At 70.0% G+C, this 23,435-nt stretch carries 19 protein-coding genes, 1 tRNA gene and 1 pseudogene; 13 read left to right on the top strand and 8 right to left on the bottom strand.

The window, feature by feature from the left end; translation table 11 throughout:
• Positions 1 to 85: 85 nt before the first annotated feature.
• From HDA40_RS23010 to HDA40_RS23025, 4 genes are all read left to right on the top strand, one after another.
• Positions 86 to 1,597: an acyl-CoA carboxylase subunit beta gene (locus HDA40_RS23010; RefSeq protein ID WP_253759252.1), complete on the top strand. Its 1,512-nt coding sequence runs from the start codon at positions 86 to 88 to the stop codon at positions 1,595 to 1,597.
• Positions 1,598 to 1,609: 12 nt separating this feature from the next.
• Positions 1,610 to 2,755 (top strand): acyl-CoA dehydrogenase family protein, encoded by a 1,146-nt coding sequence (locus tag HDA40_RS23015; protein WP_253759254.1) that lies wholly within the window; start codon positions 1,610 to 1,612, stop codon positions 2,753 to 2,755.
• A gap of 48 nt (positions 2,756 to 2,803) precedes the next feature.
• Positions 2,804 to 4,915, top strand: a complete 2,112-nt coding sequence (locus HDA40_RS23020; protein WP_253759256.1) for an MMPL family transporter — start codon at positions 2,804 to 2,806, stop codon at positions 4,913 to 4,915.
• Between the two features lie 140 nt (positions 4,916 to 5,055).
• A complete protein-coding gene (locus HDA40_RS23025) occupies positions 5,056 to 7,431 on the top strand; it encodes an ATP-binding protein (protein WP_253759258.1) in 2,376 nt (791 codons plus the stop codon).
• A gap of 18 nt (positions 7,432 to 7,449) precedes the next feature.
• On the opposite strand, the gene HDA40_RS23030 is transcribed toward HDA40_RS23025, so the two are convergent.
• Entirely contained in the window at positions 7,450 to 8,247 is a 798-nt protein-coding gene (locus tag HDA40_RS23030) for a PASTA domain-containing protein (RefSeq protein ID WP_253759260.1), read from the bottom strand.
• A gap of 52 nt (positions 8,248 to 8,299) precedes the next feature.
• A complete protein-coding gene (locus HDA40_RS23035; protein ID WP_253759263.1) occupies positions 8,300 to 8,977 on the bottom strand; it encodes a PASTA domain-containing protein in 678 nt (225 codons plus the stop codon).
• 176 nt (positions 8,978 to 9,153) lie between these two features.
• Between HDA40_RS23035 and HDA40_RS23040 the strand changes: the two genes are divergently transcribed.
• The 3 genes from HDA40_RS23040 (at position 9,154) to HDA40_RS23050 (ending at position 13,514) form a co-directional block, all read left to right on the top strand.
• Positions 9,154 to 10,365 carry a hypothetical protein gene (locus HDA40_RS23040; RefSeq protein ID WP_253759265.1) on the top strand — a complete coding sequence of 404 codons (1,212 nt, stop codon included), beginning with the start codon at positions 9,154 to 9,156 and terminating at the stop codon, positions 10,363 to 10,365.
• Between the two features lie 400 nt (positions 10,366 to 10,765).
• A complete protein-coding gene (locus HDA40_RS23045; RefSeq protein WP_253759267.1) occupies positions 10,766 to 12,241 on the top strand; it encodes a glutamate-cysteine ligase family protein in 1,476 nt (491 codons plus the stop codon).
• A 64-nt stretch (positions 12,242 to 12,305) separates the two neighbouring features.
• Positions 12,306 to 13,514: a CapA family protein gene (locus HDA40_RS23050; protein ID WP_253759269.1), complete on the top strand. Its 1,209-nt coding sequence runs from the start codon at positions 12,306 to 12,308 to the stop codon at positions 13,512 to 13,514.
• Positions 13,515 to 13,585: 71 nt separating this feature from the next.
• Here the strand turns inward: HDA40_RS23050 and HDA40_RS23055 are convergent, their stop codons facing one another.
• A complete protein-coding gene (locus tag HDA40_RS23055; protein ID WP_372502921.1) occupies positions 13,586 to 13,810 on the bottom strand; it encodes a DUF397 domain-containing protein in 225 nt (74 codons plus the stop codon).
• Positions 13,774 to 14,649: a helix-turn-helix domain-containing protein gene (locus tag HDA40_RS23060; RefSeq protein ID WP_253763751.1), complete on the bottom strand. Its 876-nt coding sequence runs from the start codon at positions 14,647 to 14,649 to the stop codon at positions 13,774 to 13,776. The genes HDA40_RS23055 and HDA40_RS23060 overlap by 37 nt, the downstream gene beginning before the upstream one ends.
• Positions 14,650 to 15,017: 368 nt before the next feature.
• Here HDA40_RS23060 and HDA40_RS23065 point away from each other — a divergent pair, with 368 nt between their 5' ends.
• Complete coding sequence (locus HDA40_RS23065) at positions 15,018 to 15,359, top strand: hypothetical protein (RefSeq protein ID WP_253759271.1); 342 nt, start codon at positions 15,018 to 15,020, stop codon at positions 15,357 to 15,359.
• A gap of 106 nt (positions 15,360 to 15,465) precedes the next feature.
• Here the strand turns inward: HDA40_RS23065 and HDA40_RS23070 are convergent, their stop codons facing one another.
• The gene (locus HDA40_RS23070) at positions 15,466 to 16,197 is read right to left on the bottom strand and encodes a hypothetical protein (protein WP_253759273.1); all 732 of its coding nucleotides are present in this window, start codon (positions 16,195 to 16,197) and stop codon (positions 15,466 to 15,468) included.
• Positions 16,198 to 16,370: 173 nt separating this feature from the next.
• On the opposite strand from HDA40_RS23070, the gene HDA40_RS23075 reads away from it, so the two are divergent.
• Positions 16,371 to 16,769 carry a hypothetical protein gene (locus HDA40_RS23075; RefSeq protein ID WP_253763969.1) on the top strand — a complete coding sequence of 133 codons (399 nt, stop codon included), beginning with the start codon at positions 16,371 to 16,373 and terminating at the stop codon, positions 16,767 to 16,769.
• Between the two features lie 15 nt (positions 16,770 to 16,784).
• Here HDA40_RS23075 and HDA40_RS23080 read toward each other — a convergent pair whose 3' ends face one another.
• The 3 genes from HDA40_RS23080 to HDA40_RS23090 form a co-directional block, all read right to left on the bottom strand.
• Positions 16,785 to 17,618, bottom strand: a complete 834-nt coding sequence (locus tag HDA40_RS23080) for a WecB/TagA/CpsF family glycosyltransferase (RefSeq protein WP_253759275.1) — start codon at positions 17,616 to 17,618, stop codon at positions 16,785 to 16,787.
• Positions 17,603 to 18,727, bottom strand: a complete 1,125-nt coding sequence (locus HDA40_RS23085; RefSeq protein WP_372502922.1) for an NAD-dependent epimerase/dehydratase family protein — start codon at positions 18,725 to 18,727, stop codon at positions 17,603 to 17,605. The genes HDA40_RS23080 and HDA40_RS23085 overlap by 16 nt, the downstream gene beginning before the upstream one ends.
• Positions 18,728 to 18,866: 139 nt before the next feature.
• Positions 18,867 to 18,949, bottom strand: a tRNA-Leu gene (locus tag HDA40_RS23090).
• Between the two features lie 240 nt (positions 18,950 to 19,189).
• Between HDA40_RS23090 and HDA40_RS23095 the strand changes: the two genes are divergently transcribed.
• The 4 genes and pseudogenes from HDA40_RS23095 to HDA40_RS23110 all read left to right on the top strand — a co-directional run.
• On the top strand, positions 19,190 to 19,960 hold the full coding sequence (locus tag HDA40_RS23095) for an FHA domain-containing protein (protein WP_308197748.1): 771 nt from the start codon (positions 19,190 to 19,192) through the stop codon (positions 19,958 to 19,960).
• Positions 19,961 to 19,965: 5 nt separating this feature from the next.
• Complete coding sequence (locus HDA40_RS23100; RefSeq protein ID WP_253759279.1) at positions 19,966 to 20,451, top strand: FHA domain-containing protein FhaB/FipA; 486 nt, start codon at positions 19,966 to 19,968, stop codon at positions 20,449 to 20,451.
• Entirely contained in the window at positions 20,448 to 21,812 is a 1,365-nt protein-coding gene (locus tag HDA40_RS23105; RefSeq protein ID WP_253759281.1) for a PP2C family protein-serine/threonine phosphatase, read from the top strand. The genes HDA40_RS23100 and HDA40_RS23105 overlap by 4 nt, the downstream gene beginning before the upstream one ends.
• A 22-nt stretch (positions 21,813 to 21,834) precedes the next feature.
• A pseudogene (locus HDA40_RS23110) lies at positions 21,835 to 23,334 on the top strand (FtsW/RodA/SpoVE family cell cycle protein); the annotation flags it as partial.
• Between the last annotated feature and the right edge of the window lie 101 nt (positions 23,335 to 23,435).

Genomic DNA, 23,435 nt, shown 5'->3' on the forward strand with positions numbered 1-23,435 from the left:
TAGCAACGGAGGAGGTCGTTCCGCGGGCTCGCTTCGGCCTGGTAGCCTAACGTTCGTTCAGGTGAACGCTCGTTAGGGAGGCCGCGTGAGCTGGGATGAGGTCAGGGAGCGGATCGACGCCGGTGGGGCGGCCCGCTATCACGAGGCCAACGCCAAGCGCGGGAAGCTGTTCGCCCGGGAACGCATCGCCCGGCTGGTCGACGCCGGCTCGTTCGTCGAGGACGGGGCGTACGCCAACGCCCTGGCCGACGGGCTGCCCGCCGACGGCGTGGTGACCGGTTCGGCGACCATCGACGGTCGCCCGATCTGCCTCATGGCCAACGACTCGACCGTCAAGGCGGGCAGCTGGGGCGCGCGTACGGTCGAGAAGATCATCCGGATCATCGAGCGGGCCTATCAGACCGGTGTCCCGATGGTGTACCTCGTGGACTCGGCCGGCGCCCGGATCACCGACCAGGTCGATCTGTTCCCCGGTCGCCGGGGCGCCGGCAAGATCTTCCACACCCAGGTCCGCGCCTCCGGCTCGATTCCGCAGGTCTGCGCCCTGTTCGGACCGTCGGCCGCGGGCGGGGCGTACATCCCGGCCTTCTGCGACGTCGTGGCGATGGTGGATGGCAACGCCTCGATGTACCTCGGCTCGGACCGCATGGTCGAGATGGTCACCGGCGAGAAGACCACGCTGGAGGCGATGGGCGGGGCCAAGGTCCACACCGAGGTCTCCGGCGTCGGGCATTTCCTGTGCAAGGACGAGGACGCCGCACTGGAGGTCGTCCGGGACTACCTCTCCTACCTGCCGTCGAACTGGACCGCCGAGCCGCCCGCGAGCGAGCCGAAGGCGGCGCGCGGCGGGATCGCCGCCCTGATCCCGGAGAGCGAGCGCCGGGCCTTCGACATGCGCCAGGTCGTCAAGCGCCTGGTGGACGAGGGCAGCTTCCTGGAGATCCAGGAGAAGTGGGCGCGGGAGTTGACCGTCGGGTTCGCCCGGCTGGAGGGCCAGGTCGTCGGCCTCGTCGCGAACAACTCGCTGCACAAGGGCGGCGTGCTGTTCGTCGACTCGGCCGACAAGGCGACTCGGTTCGTGCAGCTCTGCGACGCCTTCAACGTTCCGCTGATCTTCCTCGCGGACGTGCCCGGCTTCATGGTCGGCTCGGCCGTCGAGCGGCAGGGGATCATCCGCCATGGCGCGAAGATGATCAGCGCCGTCAGCGAGGCCACGGTGCCGAAGTTCTGCGTCGTCGTGCGGAAGGCGTACGGGGCGGGGCTCTATGCCATGGCCGGGCCCGGGTTCGATCCGGACGCCACGATCGCGCTGCCCACCGCCAAGATCGCGGTGATGGGCGCGGAGGCCGCCGTCAACGCGGTGTACGCGAACAAGATCGCGGCCATCGAGGACGAGACGGACCGGGCGGCCTTCGTAGAGGCCAGGCGCGCCGAGTACGAGCAGGACATCGACCTCCTCCGGCTGGCCAGCGAACTCGTCGTGGACACCGTCGTCGAACCGGACGACCTGCGCGGCGAACTCGTCCGGCGGCTGGCCGCCGCGCACGGCAAGGACCGCAGCTTCTCGCGGCGCCGCCACGGCGTCACACCCGTCTGATCTAGGAGAGCCATGGACCACTTCGGACTCAGCGAGGACCTCGCCGAGCTTCGGGAGACCGTCGCCGCTTTCGCCCGCGACAAGATCGCGCCGGTGATCGGGGACTTCTACGCCCGCCACGAGTTCCCCTACGAGATCGTCGCGCAGATGGGCTCGATGGGCCTGTTCGGGCTGGCCTTCCCCGAGGAGTTCGGCGGGATGGGCGGCGACTACCTGGCGCACTGCCTGGCCATCGAGGAGATCGCGCGGGTGGACTCGTCGGTGGCGATCACCCTGGAAGCGGCGATCTCGCTCGGGGCGATGCCCATCTTCAAGTTCGGCACGGACGAGCAGAAGCGCCGGTGGCTGCCCGATCTAGTGGCCGGCCGCAAGCTCGCCGCCTTCGGGCTCACCGAGCCGGGCGCCGGATCCGACGCGGGCGGGACGCGTACGACGGCGAAGCTGAGCGACGACGGCCGTGAATGGATCATCAACGGCACCAAGGCGTTCATCACCAACTCGGGGACCGAGATCACTGTTCTCGTCACCGTCACGGCGCTCACCGGGCCGGACGAGATCTCCACGATCATCGTGCCCTCCGGTACGCCCGGCTTCACCGTCGCACCCGGCTACGACAAGGTCGGCTGGTGCGCCTCGGACACCCATGAGCTGTCCTTCGACAATGTCCGGGTGCCGGTGGAGAACCTGCTCGGCGAGCGCGGCCGGGGCTTCAAGCAGTTCCTCACGATCCTCGACGAGGGGCGGGTCGCCATCGCCGCCCTCGCCACCGGGCTCGCTCAGGGCTGTGTGGACGAGTCCGTCGCGTACGCCCGGCAGCGCGAAGCGTTCGGCTCGCCGATCTCGGCGTACCAGGCGGTGCAATTCATGATCGCGGAGATGGAGGCGGGCGCGCAGACCGCGCGGCTGGCCTGGCGGGACGCGGCCGCGCGCCTGGTGGCGGGGCTGCCGATCCGCAACGCCGCCGCGATCGCGAAGCTCCAGGCGGGCGAGGCCGCGATGACGAACGCCCGGAAGGCGACGCAGGTTCACGGTGGGTACGGGTTCATGAACGAGTTTCCGGTCGGCCGGTTCTATCGGGACGCGAAGATCCTGGAGGTCGGCGAGGGCACCTCGGAGATCCAGAAGATGGTGATCTCGCGGGAGCTCGGACTGAACTGAGTCGGGTTCCGGACATCCCAGCCGGTCGCGAGATGCTCTCATGCCGAGATGCGGAACTGGGCCGGCTGGCTGGTGCGGGGGCGATGGCTGATCGTCGCCGGGTGGGCGCTGCTCGCGATCGCGGGCGGCGCTCTCGGCGGGAGCGTCTACGACCACGCCCAGAACGTCGGCCAACTCTCCGCCGACGCCGAGTCGCTGCGAGCCGAAGCCCGGCTGCAGCAGCTCAAGCCGGAGGGTGAGACGGTCTTCGCGATCTCCCGGGACGTGAACCCGTACGACCCGGCGCTGGTCGCGACGACGACCGAGGTGGCGCAGCAGCTGCGGGGGATGGCCGGCGTACGCGACGTCGGCGACCTCTACACCGCGCCGGGCGGTCAGATCGGCCAGGACGAGCGGAGCACCTTGGTCCGGGTCACCTTCACCCCCGGTACGCCCGACGCCGAGATCGACGCCGCCGTCACGGTCCTGCGTCGCCTGCCGAACGTGCTGGTAGGCGGCAAGCCGCTGGCCGAGCGTGCGTTCACCGAGCAGGCCGTGGCCGACGCCGCACTCGGGGAGGGCGTCGCGCTCGCCGCCCTGGCCCTGTTACTCGTCGTCGTGCTGCGCTGGGGCGCGGTCGCACCGCTGGCCGCGGCGGTCGCCGCGATCACCACCACCGTGCTCGCCCTGTCCGGGCTCGCCCTCGTGACGGCGGTCAGCGAGTACACCGTCAACGTGGTGACGCTGCTCGGGCTGGGGCTGGCCGTCGACTACTCGATCCTGCTGCTCTGGCGGTATCGCGAGGAGAACGACCTGGCCGCCGCGCTGCGTACGGCGGGGAGAGCGGTGCTCGTGTCCGGTGGCGTGGTCGGTGTCGCCATGGCCGGGCTGGCCGTCTTCGGGGAACCGCTGCTCGCGGCGATGGCGCTCGGTGGACTGCTCGTCACGGTGGTCGCCACGGCTGCTTCGCTGACGCTCACGCCCGCCCTGCTCGCCATCCTCGGACCGCGGCTGGTGGCCCGCGAGCCTCGCCGCGGACGTTGGTTGATCTTGAATGGAAAACGTCGCCATGGCAACGCCAACGATTCAAGATCAATTCTGACCAGGCTGGCCGCCGTCGCGCAGAAGGGTCCGGAGTCGGTCGCCTTCGCCAGCACCGCACTGTTGATCATCCTGACCCTTCCGTTCGTCGCCGCCGACCTCTGGAACACCGACGCGCGCGGGTTGCCGAGCGGCGTGGAGGCGCGGCAGGCGTACGAGGTCTATCTGCGCGACTTCCAGCGCGATCAGGCCGACGCCGTCACCGTGGTCGTGGACACCGGCAGCGGTGGAGCGGCGATGCGGGATTACCTCGATCGGCTCAACCGGCTGCCCGGGGTCGGCCGACTGCAACTCCGGCTGGAGATGCCGCCCGAGGCGACGGTCGTCGACCTGACCCCGGTGAGTTCCGGCCAGGGTCCGGCGGTCGTCCGAGCCGTCCGTGAGGTTCCGGCGCCGGCGAACTCCCTGGTCGGCGGGCCCGCCGCGGAATTAGCGGATTACCAGGATTCGGTTACCGGTCACTTTCCGGTCGTGCTGATAGTCCTGTTGGCGGCAACCGGAGCGCTGCTCTTCCTGCTCACCCGGTCGATCGTCATCCCGGTGAAGGCGGTCCTGCTCAACCTGCTGACCCTCGGGGCGTCGCTGGGCGTGCTCGCCGTGGTCTTCGGGGGCCGCCTCGACGCCACGACGCCCGTCCTGCTCTTCGTCTTCATCTTCGGGCTGACCACGGACTACGAGGTTTTCCTGCTCGCCCGGATCACCGAGGAGCACCGGTCCGGGTACGCCACCGACGAGGCGGTCCGGCGGGGCATCGCGCGTACGGGTCCGGTGGTGACTCTGGCCGGACTCAGCCTGATCCTCGTCTTCCTGGGCTTCGTCCTGGGTGGCCTGTCCGCCGTACGGGAGATCGGCGTCGGGATGGCGGTGGCGATCGCCCTGGACGTGACCGTCGTCCGGGGTCTGCTGCTCCCGGCCGTGATGACCCTGCTCGGCCGCTGGAACTGGTGGCCCGGCGACCCAACTGCTGTTGAAGAGGGCCTCGCCGCCCAATCACCGGACGGACCGGTCACCGGTGAAGAGAGCCCCGAGTGGGCTCCCAGCCGGGCCCCAGAAGCGGATCAGAAGATCACGAGCCGATAACGCAGCAGGACACCAGGGCACGTTTGTGTCGGAAACACGCATGCAACCTGGTCAAACGGCCGACACGAGCTGCCGTCGGCGACCTCGGCTGGCTAGTCTTCGAGGCCGTGGAGCCCGCAGCCGAGACGCGTAGTCCGTCCATGAAGGACGGATTCGCTGTGCTGCTCCGGCGGCACCGGCTCGCTGCCGGGCTGACCCAGGCCGAGCTGGCCGAGGCCGCCGAGGTGGGCGTCCGCACCGTACGCGACCTGGAGGCGGGTCGCAGCGTACGCCCGCAGCGGTCCACGGTCGAGCTGCTGGGCGCCGCCCTCGGCCTGCAGGGGCGGGACCTGTCCGTCTTCGTGGCCGTCGCCCGGGGGCGTACGCCCGCTGAACCGCCGGACACCCCTGGGCCGCCCCGGGCGCTGCCGAACGCGGGGGAGTTGATCGGGCGCGACCGGGATCTGGCCGGGCTCACCGAGCATCTGCGTACGACGGCTGGGGTGACCACCTTGGTCGGGCTGGCCGGGTCGGGCAAGACCGTGCTGGCGTTGGCCGCGTCCGCCCAGCTCCGGGACGACTTGCCGGGCGGGGCGGTCGGCATCAAGGTCTCGCCGGACGAGGGCGAGTCCGGGGTGCTGGACAGCATCTGCGCGGTCATCGGCGTCGGGCACCCGGACGGCCTCGCCGAAGCGTTCCGCCGACCGGCGTTGTTGCTCGTGGACGCAGTGGATCGGGCACGCCCCGCCGTGGTGGCCGCAGTGACGCGGCTCGTCGCGATCGCGCCGCAGCTGCGGGTGATCGCCACCGCCCGGAGTCCGATCGGGGTGCCCGGCGAACGAGTGTGGCCGGTCGCTCCGCTGCCGGTGCCCCCAGCCGGCACCCGTACGCTCGTCGAGGCCCGGAAGCACCCGGCCAGCGCCCTGTTCCTCGAGCGGTGGGCCTTGCATCGGGGCGATCCGCCGCCCGAGTCCGAAGTCGCGGCGATCACCGACCTCGTACGCCGCCTCAGCGGGCTTCCGCTGGCGATCGAGCTGGCGGCGGCCCGAGGGCGGCTGCTGGATCCGAGCGAGATGCTGGCCCGGTTCGGGCAGGACGGCGCGGTCGTCGACGCGGCGGAAGCGGTGCGCTCGGCGGTCGTGGCGAGCTATCGCCTGCTGACCCCGGCTCATCGGCAGGCGCTGCGACATCTGGCCACCTTCACCCATCGCTGGTCCATCGAGCTGGCCGAGGAGCTGCTGGCCGAGACCAGCGTCGACGTCGTGGAACTGCTGGACCGGCTGACCGATCTCGGCCTGGCGACGGTGCGGGGCCAGGGCGCGATCCGGTTCATGGTGCTCGAATCCGTCCGCGAGTACGCCCTGGAACAGGCGGAGGCGGCGGGGGAGCTGACCTTGGCCCGGCGACGGCACGCCGTCGTCTTCGCCCGGTTCGCTGCGCGTACGACGCCGATGTTCAGCGGGGCGCAGCACGGCGCCGCGATCGCGCGGCTCGACGACGTCGCGGGCAACCTCTGGTCGGCGCTGGCGCACTCGGCCGACGACGATCCGCATACCGCGTTGTGCCTGGCCGCGAAGCTGCCACGGTGGTGGCGCTTCCGCGGCCGGGATGTAGCGGGCCGCCGCTGGCTGCGCCGACTTCTGGACGACGAGCGCACCGCCGACGCCGACCCGCTCGTCCGGGCGTGGGCGATGGTGGGGCTGGCTCAGCTGGCCAACGAGCACGGCGCGGGCGCGGAGGAGATCGACTCGGTCCGCGAAGCCGTGCAGATCTTCGCCGATCGCTCCGAGGTCACGGGCGAACTCGCCGCGCGTACGGTGCTCTTCGCCCTGTGCACCGGCAGCGGAGACTTCGACGAGGCCCGCGAGCAGAGCCTCGAGGCGCTCATTCTCGCCAGCCGCACCGGCCGGGCGCGCGACATGGCGGTCGCCCAGACCAACCTGACCTGGCACGACATCCGCGCCGGCGACCTGGTGGGCGCGCAGCGCCGGCTCGCCGAGGTCGACCGGCTCACCGCGCGTACCGGGGACTTCCGGCTGCGTGTGCTGGGCCGGGGCGATCTCGCCGAGGTGCTGCGGCTCAGCGGCCAGCTCGCGGAGTCCGTCGTGGTCGGCACCCAGGCCCTCGACCTACTCGCCGAGGTCGGCGACCCCAGCCATCGCCGCCGCCTGCTTACCACGATCGCCCTCGCCCAGGCCGAGAACGGCGAGGCGGGCGAGGCCGAGCGCGTCCTCGCCGAGCTGCGCGCCACCACGCTGCCCGAGGTCGAGGACCCGGCCTGCGCGGTGGTCGAGGCCGCGATCGCGTTCGCCCGCGGCCAGCGCAGGCTTGCCAGCAGCTGGTACGCCGCCGCAGCGGACGCCTACGAGGGCGGCCACGACCTGCGCGACGTGGTGCAGGCTCTCGTCGGGCTGGTGGCCGCCTCCGACGATCCGGCTGAGCGGCAGCGCGCCCGCGACCGGATCGCCGCCCTGGTGAAGTCGTCCGGGATGACGTTGACCGAGCGGGAACGCGCCGTCCTGGACAGACGCGGCTGACCGACTCGGCTGGCTGACTCAGCTGGCCGTCGCGGTCGGCTCCGGGCTTTCCGTCGGCTCCTCCGACGGCGGCGCCGTCGCCACGATGAGGCGGATGTTGTCACCGGGCCCCACGAGGCTCCCGCCCACCGGAACGGTGGTGATGACGGTGCCGGGCTCGGTCCCCGGGGCTTCCTGATAGGTCACCGAGTAGGTCAAGCCGAGCTGGTCCAGCCGGGACTTCGCGGCGGTCTCGGACTGCCCGGCGAGGTCCGGCACCTCGATCTGCGTGGTCGGGCCGCCGGTATTGGTGGTTTCCGGCGAACTCGGCTCAGTCTGAGTGGGGGAGGGACTCGGCGCGGCAGAGGTCGCCGTCGGCGCGCCGGTCGTCGGAACGGGCTCGGGCTCGTTCGACCGGCGCATCAGGAGGACCACCGCCACGATGACGGCCAGCGCCAGAAGCACCGCGACCACGCCGATGAGGATGGGCAGCCACCAGTTGCGGCGCGGTTCCTCGACGTCGTTCCACTCCTCCGGCGGAACCGCGTCGCGGACGGCGTCCGGGCGTACCTCCGCCCGCCCGGTCCAGTGGTCGCCGCCGGGAGTCACCTGGGTGGCGTCCGCGCCGACGGGCGGCAGCTGTTCGGTCGGCATCCCCTCGGTCGGGGCGTCGCCCGGCCCCGGCAGCGCCTGGGTGGCGTCCGATGGGATGGCCTGCGTCGCGTCCGGCTCGGCCGGCCGGGTCGCGTCCGGCTCGATGGGCCGGGTGGCGTCCGGCTCGATCGGCTGGGTGGGCTCGGCGGGCTCGTCCGCGGGACTTGGCGATCTCTCCGACATGTGCCCGTCCTACCACGATTGCCGTACGCCCGCCGGTGCGGCGCGCGGACCGTTACGGACTGGGGCTGGCGGTGGCGCCCTCGCCGCAGGTGATCTCCACGTGGTCGTTCCATCGGGCGGTTCCGCCCGCCTCTGGGTCCGGCGACTGGCTGAGCACCACGCCGTCCTGGCCGCTCAGGTAGGTCGGCAGCAGACCGCTGTTGCCCAGCGGCACCCGGGCGTCCCGGCAGGGCAGGCCGACGACCCTGGGCAGGGCGGTCTCCGGCGGCGCACCCGCGATGTAGACCTTGATGGTGAGGCCCGGTCGGATCCTCGCCGGTGCTGCCGGGGAGGTACGCGTGACCAGGCCGTCCTGTCCGGTCTCCCCGAAGATGAGGACGACGCCGAGCTTGGCCGTGCGCAACTGTGCGAAGTACTCGCGGAAGTCGCGGCCCGTGCCGTCCGGGAGCGTGCCGGTGGCCGCAGGCGTCGTCGAGGTGGCCGACGCCACCGGGCTGGGCGAGAAGCTGGGCGACTCGTCCACCGTCGGCGAGGCCGTCGGCGAGGTGGTCACCGCATTGGCCGATGTGGACGGAGACGCCTCCGGGTTCGCGTTGGCGAGCAGGAAACCGCCGGTGGCCCCGATGATCGCGAGCACGGCGACGGAAGTCGCGATGGCCGCGATCATCGCCGGGCTGAGCCCCTGGCGCGGGGGTTCGGCGTCCACTCTGGTCGCCCACGGGTCGGTCATCGTGCGTACTCCTGTTCACTGGCGCCACGGCACTCGCAGCGGCTCACAGTGTGCAACCCGAGGGCGACACCAAGCCCGTGTGCAGGCCCAACTGACACCAACTTGACACATGTCGCGGCGTCACCGAGTCAGCGATAGTCTGCCCACCACTGGATACCTCGCGGGAGGACGAGACGATGTCCGCACGAGGCTGGACCGGATCGGTCGCCGTCGCGGCCGGACTGGCCGTCGGAATCGGCGCCGCGCAGCTCGGTGTCGGCTACGGCTTGGGAATCATCGGCTGGCTGGGTGACACCGCGGGCTGGGCTGCCGCGCTCGCCTGGACCGTCTGGGTCGCCGCGCTGTCGGTCGCGTTGGCCGCGCTCGTCACCGCCCGGCGTACCACCACTGTGGACTCCGCATCGTGGGCCCGCGGCCTGTGGCGGGCGTCGGTGGCCTGCGCGGCGACGCTCGGCGGGCTGGCCGTCGTGCCGTTGACCGCGCTGCCCGCGCGGGAGGTCTCGACCAGCGTGACGTTCGCGCCGGCCTGGATCGTCGGCTGGTACGCGACCGTGGGCGTGCTGATCGGCTTGGTGCTCGCGGCCGTGGTGCTGTCGGCCCGAGCGGCGGCGGCGAACCTGGTGGCGACCGCGTCCTGGTGGTGGCTGGTCGCGGTGCTCGCGGTGGTCGACGCCGTCGCGGGCGGCCGGGGGCTAGCCCCGACGCAGCTGGGCGTCTGGCGGTTCACGCAGGTCGACTCGGTGAGCGACGTCGAGGCGGTGGCCCTGGACCTGCCCGGCAGCGGCTGGTGGCAGTCCATCTACCTGCCCGGAGCGGTGCTCACCCTCGGGTCCACCTTCCTGCTCGGGTTGCTGGCCGCGTGGCCGGCCGGTCGCCGAGGTGACGCGCGGGCGTCGGTGGCGCTGTCGGGCGTCGTCGGGCCGGTGCTGCTGGCCGCGGCGTCGGTGCTCGCCGCGCCGCGGTTGGCGGGTGCGCCGGCCGAGCAGGTCTCAGCGCTGCTGATCGCGCCGTACGCCGTCATCGCCGGCCTGGCCGGCTCGGTGCTGGCCGCCGTGCTGACCGCGACCCGGTCGGCTGCTGTGACAGTCGCGGCGGATCCGGCCGCTCCAGCGGCGGCTGTCGTCGAACCCGCGACCGGGCAGATCTATACGCCGAAGGCGAAGTCGGAGGCGAGTGTCGAGGAATCCGCCGAGGTCGAGGCGAAGCCCTCGACGGAACCGAAGGCGGTGGTCATTCCAGCGCCGCGGAATCGACGTCGTCCTCGGCCGGCGATGGGCCGCGCCGCCGTAGTGGAGCGTCCGGCCGAGCCGGAGCCGCCCGAGAAGTCGAAGCCGGAGAACGGCACGAAGCCGGATGAGAAGAAGCCCGACGACAAGAAGAAGCCCTAGCCGGGAGAGCCTGGGTATTTGGCGCGAGCAGGGCCCCCGAACGTGTCCCGTTCCCCCGCTCGCGCCAAATGCCACGGCATGAGATCGCTACGCCGGTCGCCCTGGTGTCCGACGAGCAACCGTCATGCCGACCCCCCCAAAGTGGGCCGCCCCCGTGCGACCTGATCTGCGCCAAACGCTACCAACGCGGCGCTCGGCGTTCTGTCCATTTTGTTGGTATATAACAGGGTCCAGTCGCTGTGACAGCGGGTTCTGCCGCCAATTCTGCCTGTCAAAAGCGCGGCGAATTCTGGCAATGGTCCTAGCGCCCGATACCACCCTGGAAGGAACCCCTTAGGCTGGAAGCTCATTGCAACGACTCGGTTACCCACAGCAGCAGACCGAGAACCGGGGAGGGCATATGGGCAAGGACGTCTCGGAGGGGACGTTCACCAGCGCGGACCGAATGCGGTACCGGCAGAAGGTCAGGCGATGTCTGGACACCTTCGCCCTGATGCTGGACGACTTCGCGTTCGACGCCGACGCGCCGACGACAGGTCTCGAAATCGAGATCAACCTCGTCGACGGCGAGCACGAGCCGGCCATGCGCAACCTCGGCATCCTCGAAGATCTGGAAGACCCCACGTTCCAACCCGAGCTCGGCCAGTTCAACCTCGAACTGAACGTTCCGCCGCAGCTCATCGGCGGGGACGGGCTGGCGATGTACGAGAAGCGGCTCCTGGAGACCCTGGCGCGTACCGACGCCAAGGCGGCCGAGCACGACGCCAATCTGGTGCTGATCGGCATTCTGCCGACGCTGACCGTCGAGCACGCGATCCTGGACAACCTCTCGACCAATCCCCGCTACCGGGTGCTCAACGAGCAGATCCTCAACGCCCGGGGCGAGCACATCAGCCTCGACATCCGGGGCGTGGACCACCTGAAGATCGAGACCGAGTCGATCGCCCCCGAAGCCGCCTGCACCAGCCTTCAGTTCCACCTGCAGGTCTCTCCGGAGAAGTTCGCGAACTATTGGAACGCCGCTCAGTCGGTGGTCGCCTTCCAACTCGCGGCCGGGGCGAACTCGCCGTACCTGTTCGGCCATCAGCTCTGGCACGAGACCCGGATCGCGCTGTTCAAGCAGGCCACCGACACTCGGCCGGATGAGCTGCGGGCGCAGGGCGTACGCCCCCGGGTGTGGTTCGGCGAACGCTGGATCACCTCGATCTTCGACCTCTTCGAGGAGAACGTCCGCTACTTCCCGCCGCTGCTGCCGATCTGCGACGACGAGGACCCGCTGGAGGTGCTGCGGTCGGGCGGGGTGCCGCACCTCGGCGAACTACGCCTGCACAACGGCACCATCTATCGCTGGAACCGGCCGGTCTACGACGTCATGAACGGTCGGCCGCACCTGCGGGTCGAGAACCGCGTGATGCCGGCCGGACCGACGATCGTCGACATGATGGCGAACGCCGCCCTGTATTACGGCCTGGTCCGCTACCACGCTGAGCAGGATCGTCCGATTTGGACGCAGCTGAGCTTCAGCGCCGCCGAGGACAACTTCCACGCCGCGGCCCGGCGAGGCATCGCGGCCCCGGTCTTCTGGCCCGGTGTCGGCGAGGTGCGCGCGACCGACCTCCTCCTGGACGTCATGCTCGCCAACGCGGCCGAAGGACTCGACGGATTCGGCGTCGACGCAGCGGTGAGCAACCATCTGCTGGGCATCATCGAGCAGCGGTGCCTCAGCGGGCGCACCGGGGCGACGTGGCAGGTCGACACCGTCCGGGCCGCCGAACGACGGGGGATGGACCGCCCGGCGGCCCTCCGGCACATGCTCACGGCGTACGCGGAACTGTCCAGATCGAACGCTCCGGTGCACACCTGGCCGGTGGAGTAGCACCGATCGGACGTTGGCTCAGGGGCGCGGCAACTCCATAGTGCACAGTGTGCATCTCGGGGACATGAAGCCACGCCTTCGGCACGAAGCCGTTGTGCTGTTGACGGTTCTCGCGGTCGCGTCGCTGTTCTCCACACTGGCGGCGGCCCACCCCTCGTCCGGCCGGGCCGCGCCGACGGCCGCGCCGGCCGCCCCGCAGCCGACGGTCCGCACGACGTTGGCGCGCTCGTCGGCGGCCGCACCGCAGTCGACGACTTCGCCGGACTGGCAGCCCAGGCGGTTCACCGTCGTCGGCACCGGCGACGTCCTGCTGCACCAAGGACTGTGGCAGCAGGCCCGGGTGGACGGGCACGGCCGGGGCATGGACTTCCGGCCGCTGTTCGCCGGGATCAAACCCATCATCGCCGGAGCCGACCTGGCCATCTGCCACATGGAGACGCCGCTCGGGCGGCCGGGCGGGCCGTTCACCGGGTACCCCGTCTTCCAGGTGCCGCCGCAGGTCGTCCCGGCGCTCAAGGACACCGGATTCGACAGCTGCTCGACGGCGTCCAACCACAGCCTCGACGCGGGGCTCGACGGCATCCGGCGTACGCTCGACGCCCTCGACGCGGCTGGGCTGGCGCACACCGGAACAGCCCGATCGCCGCAGGAGCGCGCGACGACGACCCTGCTCACCGTCGCCGGCGTACGCGTCGGGCAGCTCTCCTACGCGTTCGGGTTCAACGGGATCCCCCGGCCGAAGGGCAAGGAGTGGGCGGCCAACCTCATCAAGCCCGCCACGATCCTCGCCGACGCGCGTACGGCCAAGCAGCGGGGCGCCGAGATCGTCATCGTCTCGCTGCACTGGGGCACGGAATACCAGCACGCCGCCACGGCCGAGCAAGCCTCGATCGCGCGTACGCTGCTCGCCTCGCCTGACATCGACCTGATCCTGGGCCATCACGCTCACGTCGTGCAGCCGTTCGAGCAGATCGGTGGCGAATGGGTGGCCTACGGGCACGGGAACCTGGTCAGTACGCAGAGCTTCTCGGCCGACACCCGGGACGGCGTGATCTCCCGATTCACCTTCGCCGAGAGCGCACCCGGACAGTTCCACGTCGTGGTGGCCGAAGCACTGCCGGTCTACATGCGCCTGGGTTCGGGAGCGGCGCGGATCCTGCTCGTCTCGTCCTGCGTACGCGGGAAGGGTTCGACGGCGGCGGAGTGCGCGGCGAGCGGCCGGCGGACGACGAAGGTCATCCGGTCGCGGCGCGCCACGGTGCTCATCGCCTGACGGTGCCATCGCCGTACGCATGACAAGACCCCGCGGGCCGGTCGTGCCCGCGGGGTCTCGATCAGCTGGACCTAGAGGTCGAACTCCCCGTCCTTCGTACCGGCGACGAAGGCATCCCATTCGCCCGGCGTGAAGACCAGGGTGCCGGCGTCACGGTTCTTGGAGTCGCGCACGGCGACGGCGCCTCCGACGAACGCGACCTCGACACAGTTGTCGCAGCTGGGACTACTACGGGTGCTCTTACGCCAGACCGCGTTGCTCAGGTCGACGCGAAACCCCTTTGTCTCGATCTCCACAGTGGCTCCTCTACTAGCTGCTGAATCCGTTCGGCGGACTGCTCCGGTCCGAGCGCCGCCGTATGGATGTGCTCGAAGAGATTTTTGTACCTCTCCAGCTCGTCGCGTTTGTCGATGAAGAGGCCCCCGGTGGCATTCTCGGCGAAGACCACGGATCGGTCACCCGGTTCGCGGAAGTCGAGGATGGCGAATGTCCCGTCCATACCCGCATGTGAACCGATTTCGAACGGAAGGAGCTGAAGCGTCACGTTCGGTCGATTTGCGGCGACGACCAAGTGCCGCAACTGGTCGGACATGACCTCGTCGCCTCCGACCGGCCGGCTCACGGCGGCCTCATCGAGCACAACCCAAAGGTGGAAGGAGTCTTCCTGGTCCAGCAACGACTGACGCTGCATTCGGACACGCACTCGGGAGGAGATTTCTTCCTCACTTCGACCCGGGAGGATGCCCATGGTGGCTCGGGCGTACGCCTCCGTCTGCAGGAGACCCGGGACGAGCTGCTGTTCATAGGTCCGTACGCGGACGGCCTCAGCCTCCAGACCCACATAGGCACTGGAGAGAACTTGACTGAAGGGGTGCCACCAAGCCTTCTGGCGGGCCTCCCGGGCGAGTTCGATCAGCTCCTGGATCTCGGCCTCGCCCGCGCCGTAGATCGTGAGCAGGTCCCGCACATCGCGGACGTTGACCGACGTGTGGCCGGTCTCGATGCGGGAGATCTTGGACTGCGAGCACTCCAGCTGTTCGGCGACATACTCCAGCGAGTAGCCGGCACGCTCGCGACGATTGCGCAGCTCAGCGCCCAAACGTCGCCTTCGGACGGTCGGGCTTTTACGGTCGATGGTCACGGCGCACCTCCGCGACGGGTACATAGTCGGCGTACGGTACGCCCTTGTACAGGGACAACCTCCCCATTGTCCGGAGTCTGCCCGCTATGAAACCGCACTTCAAGTGTCCGAACGCGCACATAGGGTCCGACAAACCGACTACCCGATCATGACGGATATCCGGTCATCCACAGCCGAGTGACAATATCCTCCGTGCAACTTGCATTGATCTGTCTGATGGTGCACAGTGAGTGGGAAATCGGGCACTCATCGTGATCAACACGACGTAACGTCCGGCGTGATCGTCACGCCAATGCCGTTTCGGCGCCGTGCCGTTACTTCGTTAACGACTCAGATGAGGCGAACGACTCCCGGGAGGCAACGTGACACCGAAGGCCGGCGACATCCTTCACGTCACCCGCGACGCGAGCGTGCAGTTCGCGACGGCGATCTTCTTCCGGGTCATCCGGGTGCACGACTGGCCGACTTACGACGGCTGGCTCTGGCTCGACGGTTACCAGCTCAACGCCGCAGGTGACGCCGTCGAGCGCCGCTCGATCTTCGTGCAGGGCAACGGATTGCGCCAGGTCCGCCAGAACCCGGCCGGCACCGGCGCCGGGCTCGGCGCTGGTCACCGTGGCCACACGAACCTCCAGGATCGAACGGTCGCCGGAGCCCAGGTCCGTCCGGCAGTGCGCCACGCGTCGGCGGTCGCGACCGGCTGAAGCGACCCGCCCGGCGCCCAGCCGTCCGATCGCCCGGTACGCCGGGCGGCCGGACGGCTTTACTCTTCTGGCTACTCAGCCAAAGCTGATTCGGCGCGTCGTCCCGTCAGGCGAGTTCGCGCGGAATGATCTCGTCCAGCTGCGACCGGCGTCGTTTCGCGACCGCCTGACGAGCCGCCGTCAGCCAATCCGGGGTGGTGGCGGGGGAACCGATGCCGAATCGGAACCAGACCGGTTGATCGGTCAGGCTCGCGTACCCCTCGATGAGGTCGTCGATCACCTTGACCAGTTCGGACCGCGCGTTCCGGCCAGCGGCCAGGGTGACGTGATGCTCGGCGAGGTACGCGGTCCGCCGGCCGGTCGCTGAGCGCAGGCGATCACGGACCTCCGCAGCACGCCGGCGCTGGACGGCCGCGATCACCGCGGTGGCCCGATCCCGCTTGAGCTGGCGTACCACCGCCGCCCGATGCGACGGGCGCAGCCAGGACAGCGGGCTGGCCAGCGCGGTCTGCGCCGCGCGGATCTGCATCTGGATGCGTTCCTCGAACGTCGTGGCCAGGGCGAGCTGGCGTTCCGCCTCGGTGAGCCGATCGGCCGGCGGCGGTTCGGGCGCGGCGGCGAAGACTCGGTCGGCCTCGTCCACGAGTCGCCAGAGCCAGGCCTCCTCATCGCCCATCTCGTCCAATTCGAGACGCGTACGCGCGAGCGACGGGAGCGATTCGGATTCCCCGGTACGCGCCGCCGGGACGGCGACGTGTCCGGTGGGGACGTCCAAAGTGGCATCGGCGTCGCAGCCGCAGTTCCGGCACTGGGCCGAAGTGTTACGTGGATCAGCCACGCCGACTCCCGCAGGGCAGTGAAAAGAGCACGGCCGTGCGTACAGGCGCGGGGAAACCGTCGCTTGGCCCATTCCGCCTCGTTGTATCAGAAAGTGGGTCCGCGATCAGTGGCGACCCGCCGCGTGACCAGCAGTTTTTTGCGGGTACGCCCGCCGGCTCGAGGAGTGTGACCGTGACGATCAGCCAAGAGAACGCCGGCGCCGCGCCGACGCCCGAACGCCTGATGGGCCAGCTCCCGGGCTTCCAGCTCAGCCCGGCCGGGCTCCCGGCGAGTCAGATGAACGGAACCGAGCAGCCGACCCCGACGCCCAGCCGATGGGCGGCGAACGATATGCCGGAGGTGGACGACGCCCGCCCGCTCGACAGCGGCGCGCCGATCGGCCTGGGCCTCGACGAGCCGGTGTACCCGCCGCCAGCCTGGCTGGAGGAGACCGGGCTGGCCGACCACCCGCTGCTGCGGGGGCTGCTCATGGAGTTGCCGCCGAAGGGCGCCGCGCCCTCGCCGGAGTGGCTCAACCGGTGGTTCGAGGCCGCGCGGGCGATTCTCGAACTGCTCTACGTCCGGGCCTAGCCGCCCGGATCGGCGCTAGACCGGGAAAGTCGGAACGGGCTGCTCCGTCGGCGTCGGCGGGGTGGCCTTCCACAGGCCGATCCGCTGAGCGCCGAGCCGAGCCAGGTACTCGGGGTTGAGCAGCAGGTAGCGACGCCACAGGCGCTTCGGCTCCAGGCCCAGGCGCCACAGCCATTCCAGGCCGTTGCGCTGCATCCACGGCGGCGGCTTACGCAGCCCGCCGGCGTGATAGTCGAAAGCCGCGCCGACGGCGAGCAGCGGCATCGCGAGGTGCGGCCGCAACGCGTGGGCGAAGTTCTCCTGCCGGGGGCAACCCAGTCCGACCAGCACGATCCGCGCGCCAGACGCAGTGATGCGCCCGCCGATCTGCTCCGCCTCGCCCGGCTCGACGGCCCGGAACTTCGAGGCCTCGATCCCGGCGAATTTGAGCGCGGGGAACATCTGCTGGAGGGCCGGCACCAGCCGGTCGAGCGTCGGCTGAGTCGAGCCGTACAGGTAGACGGGCAGCCCGGCGGCGGCGGCCCGTTCCAGCACGCGCAGCGTGAGCGTGGGACCGTAGACGCGATCGCTCAGCCCGGCGCCGTGCAGCAGGTTGAGCGCCCACCGGACCGGCTGCCCGTCCGGCGTCACCAGGTCGAAGCTGTTGAGCCGGGCGCCGAGGGCGGGGTCGTGGACCCCTTCCATGACGCCGTGGACCGCCAGCGCCGTGACCGCCATCGGCCGGCCCTGTTCGGCGGCGGCGATGATGCGGTCGGTGGCCTCGGCGTAGTCGGTCGCGTCGACGAGGATGCCGAGGACGCTGCGCTTGCGCAGGTCCGTGGTCGCCGCCGGTGTCACGAACGGGTCCACTTGTCGGCGTTGGCCTCGTAGATCTCGCGGAGGATCGCGGGGACGTCGTAGGTCATCCGCCAGTCCGGGTAGTGGCTGCTGAAGCGGGACATGTCGCTGACGTACCACTGGTGGTCGCCGATGCGCGCCTGCTCCACGTAGTTGATCTCGGCCTCGTGACCGGTGATCTCCTGGGCGATCTGGAACGCCTCGATGTGCGAGGTGTTCGAGAACCGGCCGCCGCCGAGGTTGTAGACCTCACCGCTGCGCGGCGCCCGGTAGAAGGCCTCGAACGCGGTGAGCACGTCGTGCGAGTGGATCGCGTCGCGGACCATCTTGCCCTTGTACCCGTAGAGGTTGTAGGTCCGGCCTTCCATGACACACCGCATCAGGTACGCCAGGAACCCGTGCAGCTCGGCGGCGGAGTGCGCCGGTCCGGTCAGCGTGCCGCCGCGGAAGCAGGCGGTCCTCATCCCGAAGTACCGGCCGTATTCCTGCACCGCGACGTCGGCCGCCACCTTCGACACGCCGAAGATGGAGTGGAGGCTGCCGTCGATCGACATCTCCTCGGGGATGCCCTCGGCGTAGAACGGGTGGGCCGGATCGAGCTCCCAGCGGGTGTCCAACTCGACCAGGGGAAGCCGGTTGGGCGTGTCGCCGTAGACCTTGTTGGTCGAACAGAAGATGAAGGCGGCCTCGGGGCAGTGCTGCCGGGTGAACTCCAGCACGTTGAGGGTGCCCACCGCGTTGACGTCGAAGTCGGTGAACGGCTCCTTGGCCGCCCAGTCGTGGGACGGCTGCGCCGCGGTGTGGATGACGAGGGAGATGTCGCTGCCGTAGCGCTCGAAGATCTTGGCGAGCAGCTCGCGGTCGCGGATGTCCACGTCATAGTGGGTGTACGAGTCGCCGAGCTCGCTGGTCAGCCGGACCAGGCTCCAGGCGGTCGAGCCGTCGTCGCCGAAGAAGTACTTCCGCATGTCGTTGTCGATGCCGACGACCTGCAGTCCCAGCTGGGCGAAGTGGCGGGCGGCCTCGGACCCGATCAATCCGGCCGAGCCGGTAACCAGCGCAACACTCACCGTTAATACTCCTGGCCTGCGTCTTCGGGGCACGGGGACACCGGACAGCATAGCCGCGGAGCAGGTGCGGGCAACCGGCCGGGATTCATCGACGAAGTCCCGGAGGAGGTACAGCTGTCGGGTTGCCGACCCGGCGTCCTGGCATACAGTAAGGGCGCCGAGCCGCAGCTCGACGCCCTTACTGTAGCGGTGGGGAAGGAGGGAGTTGAACCCTCACGCCCTTTCGGGCACACGGACCTGAACCGTGCGCGTCTGCCATTCCGCCACTTCCCCGGAAGTGAACAGCCGGCACAGCTTACGCTATGCATGCTGTCACCGCCAACCAGGTTGTTTCCAAAGGCAGAGCCAACGGCGAGAATTCACCGTTTGGGCCTGGTAGCGGCGCGGGAAGAAGATTAGCACGACGATCTCGGGCGGCCGAATCGGCCGGTCGGTGAGGCAGGGTGGATTGGGGCGCAGACGTGATGGGTGGCGGGCGGATAGCATCATGTCCTCGGAACCCGAGGAGGACCGGTGAGCGTGCTGCAACGCTTTGAGAAGAGGCTGGAAGGCCTGGTGGAGGGCGCCTTCGCGAAGGTGTTCAAGGGTGTCGTCCATCCCGTGGAGATCCTGAACGCCATGCAGCGGGAGGCCGAAGCCCACAAGGCGATCCTTGCGGGCGGCCGCACGCTGGTGCCCAATCGCTATGTGATCGATCTCTCGCCTTACGATCACAGCCGCCTGGCGCCGTACGCGGCTGCCCTGGCGCAAGAGCTGGCGCAGTCGCAGGCCGAGTTCATCGGAGAACAGGCCTGGACCGTCTACGGCGACGTGATCGTGGAGATCGAGCGCGGCGACGGGCTCGACACCGGAATGTTCCGGGTGACCGCGGAAGTCTTCACCGGCGCCGAGCCGGGTGGCGGCTACGCCGAACCCGCCTACGAGGCGCCGCCGCCGGCGTACCAGGGCTACGACCAGGGTGGCTACGACCAGGGTGGCTACGGCCAACCGCCGGCCGGGGCGCGGAACGTGCGGCTGGTCTCGGCGGACGGCCGGACCTACCCGGTCGCGATCGGCTCGACCGTGATCGGCCGGGGCGATCAGGCGAACCTGCGCCTGCCCGACGTCGGGATCTCGCGCCGGCACGCCCGGATCGACTACGACGGCGGTCAGGTCGTCCTGACCGACCTCGGGTCCACGAACGGCACGATGGTCAACGGCCAGCGCATCTCGGCCGTGGCTCTCAACCCGGGTGACATGGTTCAAATCGGCACGACCACGCTGACCTTCCGCGTGGACGGCTAGCGGCCGTGCCGGAATTCGTTCTCGCCGCCGCCCGGTTCGGCTTCCTCATCCTGCTGTGGATCTTCGTGTTCACGGTGGTGGGCGTCATCCGCCGGGATCTCTTCGCCGGGGCGCGCGCGTCCCGGCTCGTCGCTGCGCCCCGCGGGGTGGGCGCGGCGGCGGCGGGACCGTCCCGACCGGCCAAGGTCAAAAAGGGCCGGGCCGCGCATCAGTTGGTGGTGACGGCGGGCGCCCTCGCGGGCACCCGCCTCACGCTGGGCGAGTCGCAGATCACGATCGGACGGGCCGAAGATTCCACGCTCGTCATCACCGACGACTACGCCTCCGCCCGGCACGCCCGGCTGGTTCCGCGGAACGGTCAGTGGTTCATCGAAGATCTAGGCTCGACAAACGGCACTTACCTGGACCGGAACAAGGTGACCGGTCCTACCCCCGTACCCCTTGGCGTGCCGATCCGGATCGGCCGCACTGCCCTCGAGTTGCGACCATGACCCTCACCCTGCGCTACGCGGCCCGCAGTGACCGCGGCCTGATCCGAGACGGCAACCAGGATTCCGTCTACGCCGGGCCGCGGCTGCTCGCCGTCGCCGACGGCATGGGCGGCATGGCCGCCGGTGACGTCGCGAGCAACATCGTCATCGGAGCGATGGCCCCGCTCGACGAGGACGTCCCGGGCGATGCCCTGGTCGACGCCCTCCGCGGCGCCGTCGAAGCCGCCAATCAGCAGCTTCGCGACACGGTCGACGCCAATCCCCACCTGGAGGGGATGGGCACGACGCTCACCGCGATGCTCTTCACCGGTACCAAGATCGGCCTCGTCCACATCGGCGACTCGCGGGCGTACTTGTTGCGCGACAACGAGTTCGCGCAGATCACCAAGGACGACACCTACGTGCAGATGCTGGTCGACGAGGGCCGCATCTCCGCCGAGGAGGCCAGCAGCCATCCGCAGCGCTCCCTGCTGACCCGGGCCATGGACGGCCGGGACGTCGAGCCGGAGTACTCGGTGCGGCAGGTCCTGCCGGGCGACCGCTACCTGATCTGTTCGGACGGACTGTCCGGCGTGGTCAGCGCGGAGACCATCGGCGAGACCATGCGCGAGTACGTCGACCCGTCCCAGTGCGTCGACCGGCTCATCGCGCTCGCGCTGCGCGGCGGCGGCCCCGACAACATCACCGTGATCGTCGCCGACGCCCACGACGAGGACATCGTCGAGGACGTGCCGGTGGTCGGCGGTGCGGCGGCCCGGGACCGTGGAAACGAGAGCTCGGGCGGCGAGTCGACCCCGGCCGCTCGGGCGGCCTCGCTGACCGCCGCCAACGCGGCGCCCCGTCCGGCGGCCCCGGCGGAGGCGCAGAACTCCTCCGACGAGGAGAACCGGCCCCGCCGGCGTCCCTGGCTGACCGTCGGGATCCTGGTGGTACTGGTCGGCGTCCTCGGCGGGCTGCTGTACGCGGGGTGGCACTACACCCAGTCGCAGTTCTACGTCGGCGTCACCGAGGACGGCTATGTGGCCGTCTTCAAGGGCGTACCAGGGTCGATCGCGGGGCTGAGCCTGTCCGAGGTCGACACCGAGAGCCAGGTCAAGGTCGACGCGCTGACCCAGGTCGCACAGGACCGCGTACGCAAGGGCATCGCCGCCGCGACCGAGACCGAGGCCCAGCAGATCCTGGTCGGTCTGACCAGCGACAGCCCGACGAACCCCAACCTGCTGCCGAGTTGTACGCCGTCCGCCACCGCCTCGGCGACCGCGTCTGCCGTGCCGACCACCGGTGCGACCACCACTGCGGCGGCCACCACTTCCCCCTCTTCGAACGACGGCGCGCTGAGTCCGGCCCCCTGCCGCTCGTAGAAACTCCCACCGTGAGGATGCTGTGACCGCTGCCGCCGTCTCCCCGCCCGTCGCCGCGCCCCCGGCGGCGGGGAAGCGTGCGCGCCGGGCCCGCCGCACCGAGCTGATCCTCCTGGTCCTCGGCATGATCGTCGTGGTCGGTTATCTGGCCGCGGCCGAGGCGAACCTCCTCGACACGATCACGCCGGACTTCTGGGTGCCGGCGGGCATCCTGGGCGTGATCTACGCCGCGATGCACGTCGTCATCCGGGTGCGGGCGCCGTACGCCGATCCGGTGATCCTGCCTGTGGTGGCGACCCTCAACGGCCTCGGCGTGGTCTTCCTGCGCCGGCTGGACCTCGGCCGGGCGAAGACGGGCGAGCGGGCCGACTTGTCGATCTTCGCCGGCGAGGGTGGCCGGCAGCTGCTCTGGACGGCCATCGCGGTCGCCATGGCGGCGGCGCTGCTGTGGTTCCTCACCGACCACCGGACGATCTCCCGGTACGCCTGGACGCTCGGCTTCGTCGGCATCATCCTGATGATGCTTCCGGCCATCCTGCCGAGGCGGTTCTCCGAGGTCAACGGGGCCAAACTGTGGATCAAGCTGGGCTCGTTCTCCATCCAGCCCGGTGAGTTCGCCAAGCTGATGCTCGCCTCCTTCTTCGCGTACTACCTGGTGCGCAAGCGAGAGGTCCTGGCGCTCGCCAGCAAGCGGGTGCTCGGGATCGACTTCCCCCGGGGCCGCGACCTGGGCCCGATCCTCGCGGTCTGGGTGCTCAGCCTGGTCGTCCTCGTCTTCGAGAAGGACCTCGGCACCGCGCTGCTCTACTTCGGCCTGTTCATCGTGATGCTCTACATCGCGACCGAACGGGTCAGCTGGCTGCTCATCGGTCTGATCCTGTTCTTCGGCGGCGCCTTCCTCGCGTACTTCCTGGGCAAGGTCATCGGTGGTCCGTTCGCCAACTTCTACGACCGGGCCAACATCTGGCTCGACCCGTTCAGCGGGGACCGGCCCTACAACGAGGGCTATCAGCTGGTGCAGTCGCTGCTCGGGCTGGGCACTGGTGGCTTGTTCGGCACCGGTCCCGGCGCGGGGTCGCCCAGCCAGGTCCCGGAGGTCCGCAACGACTTCGTCTTCGCCGGGATGGGCGAGGAGATCGGGCTCATCGGGCTCACCGCGTTGCTGTGCCTCTATCTGCTGATCGTCGTCCGCGGTCTGAAGTCGGCGCTCGGCGTACGCGACTCCTTCGGCAAGCTACTCGCCGGTGGCCTGGCGTTCACCCTGGGTTTGCAGGTGTTCGTCATTGTCGGCGGGGTGAGCCGGCTGATCCCCCTCACCGGCCAGACCACGCCCTTCCTGTCCGCCGGTGGCTCCTCGCTGATGGCGAACTGGCTGCTCGTAGCGATCCTCTTGCGGGTCTCCGACGCGGCCCGAGCGCCGCTGGGAGCGCCGGGCGGGATGATCCGGCCGCCGGTGGCGACGCCGGCGCCTGGCCGAGCGCCGGTCGGCACCGCCGCCGCGCCCGCCGGCGCGCTGCGACCTGCGCCGCCCGCTGGGCCGGGCCAGCAGCACCAGCCGACATACCCGCAAGGCCCGGGAACCCCGAGTGCCCCTCCGTCCGTCTCACCTGCCGTGCCCGCACC

The sequence above is a fragment of the Hamadaea flava genome, from assembly GCF_024172085.1.
Lineage (GTDB): Bacteria > Actinomycetota > Actinomycetes > Mycobacteriales > Micromonosporaceae > Hamadaea > Hamadaea flava.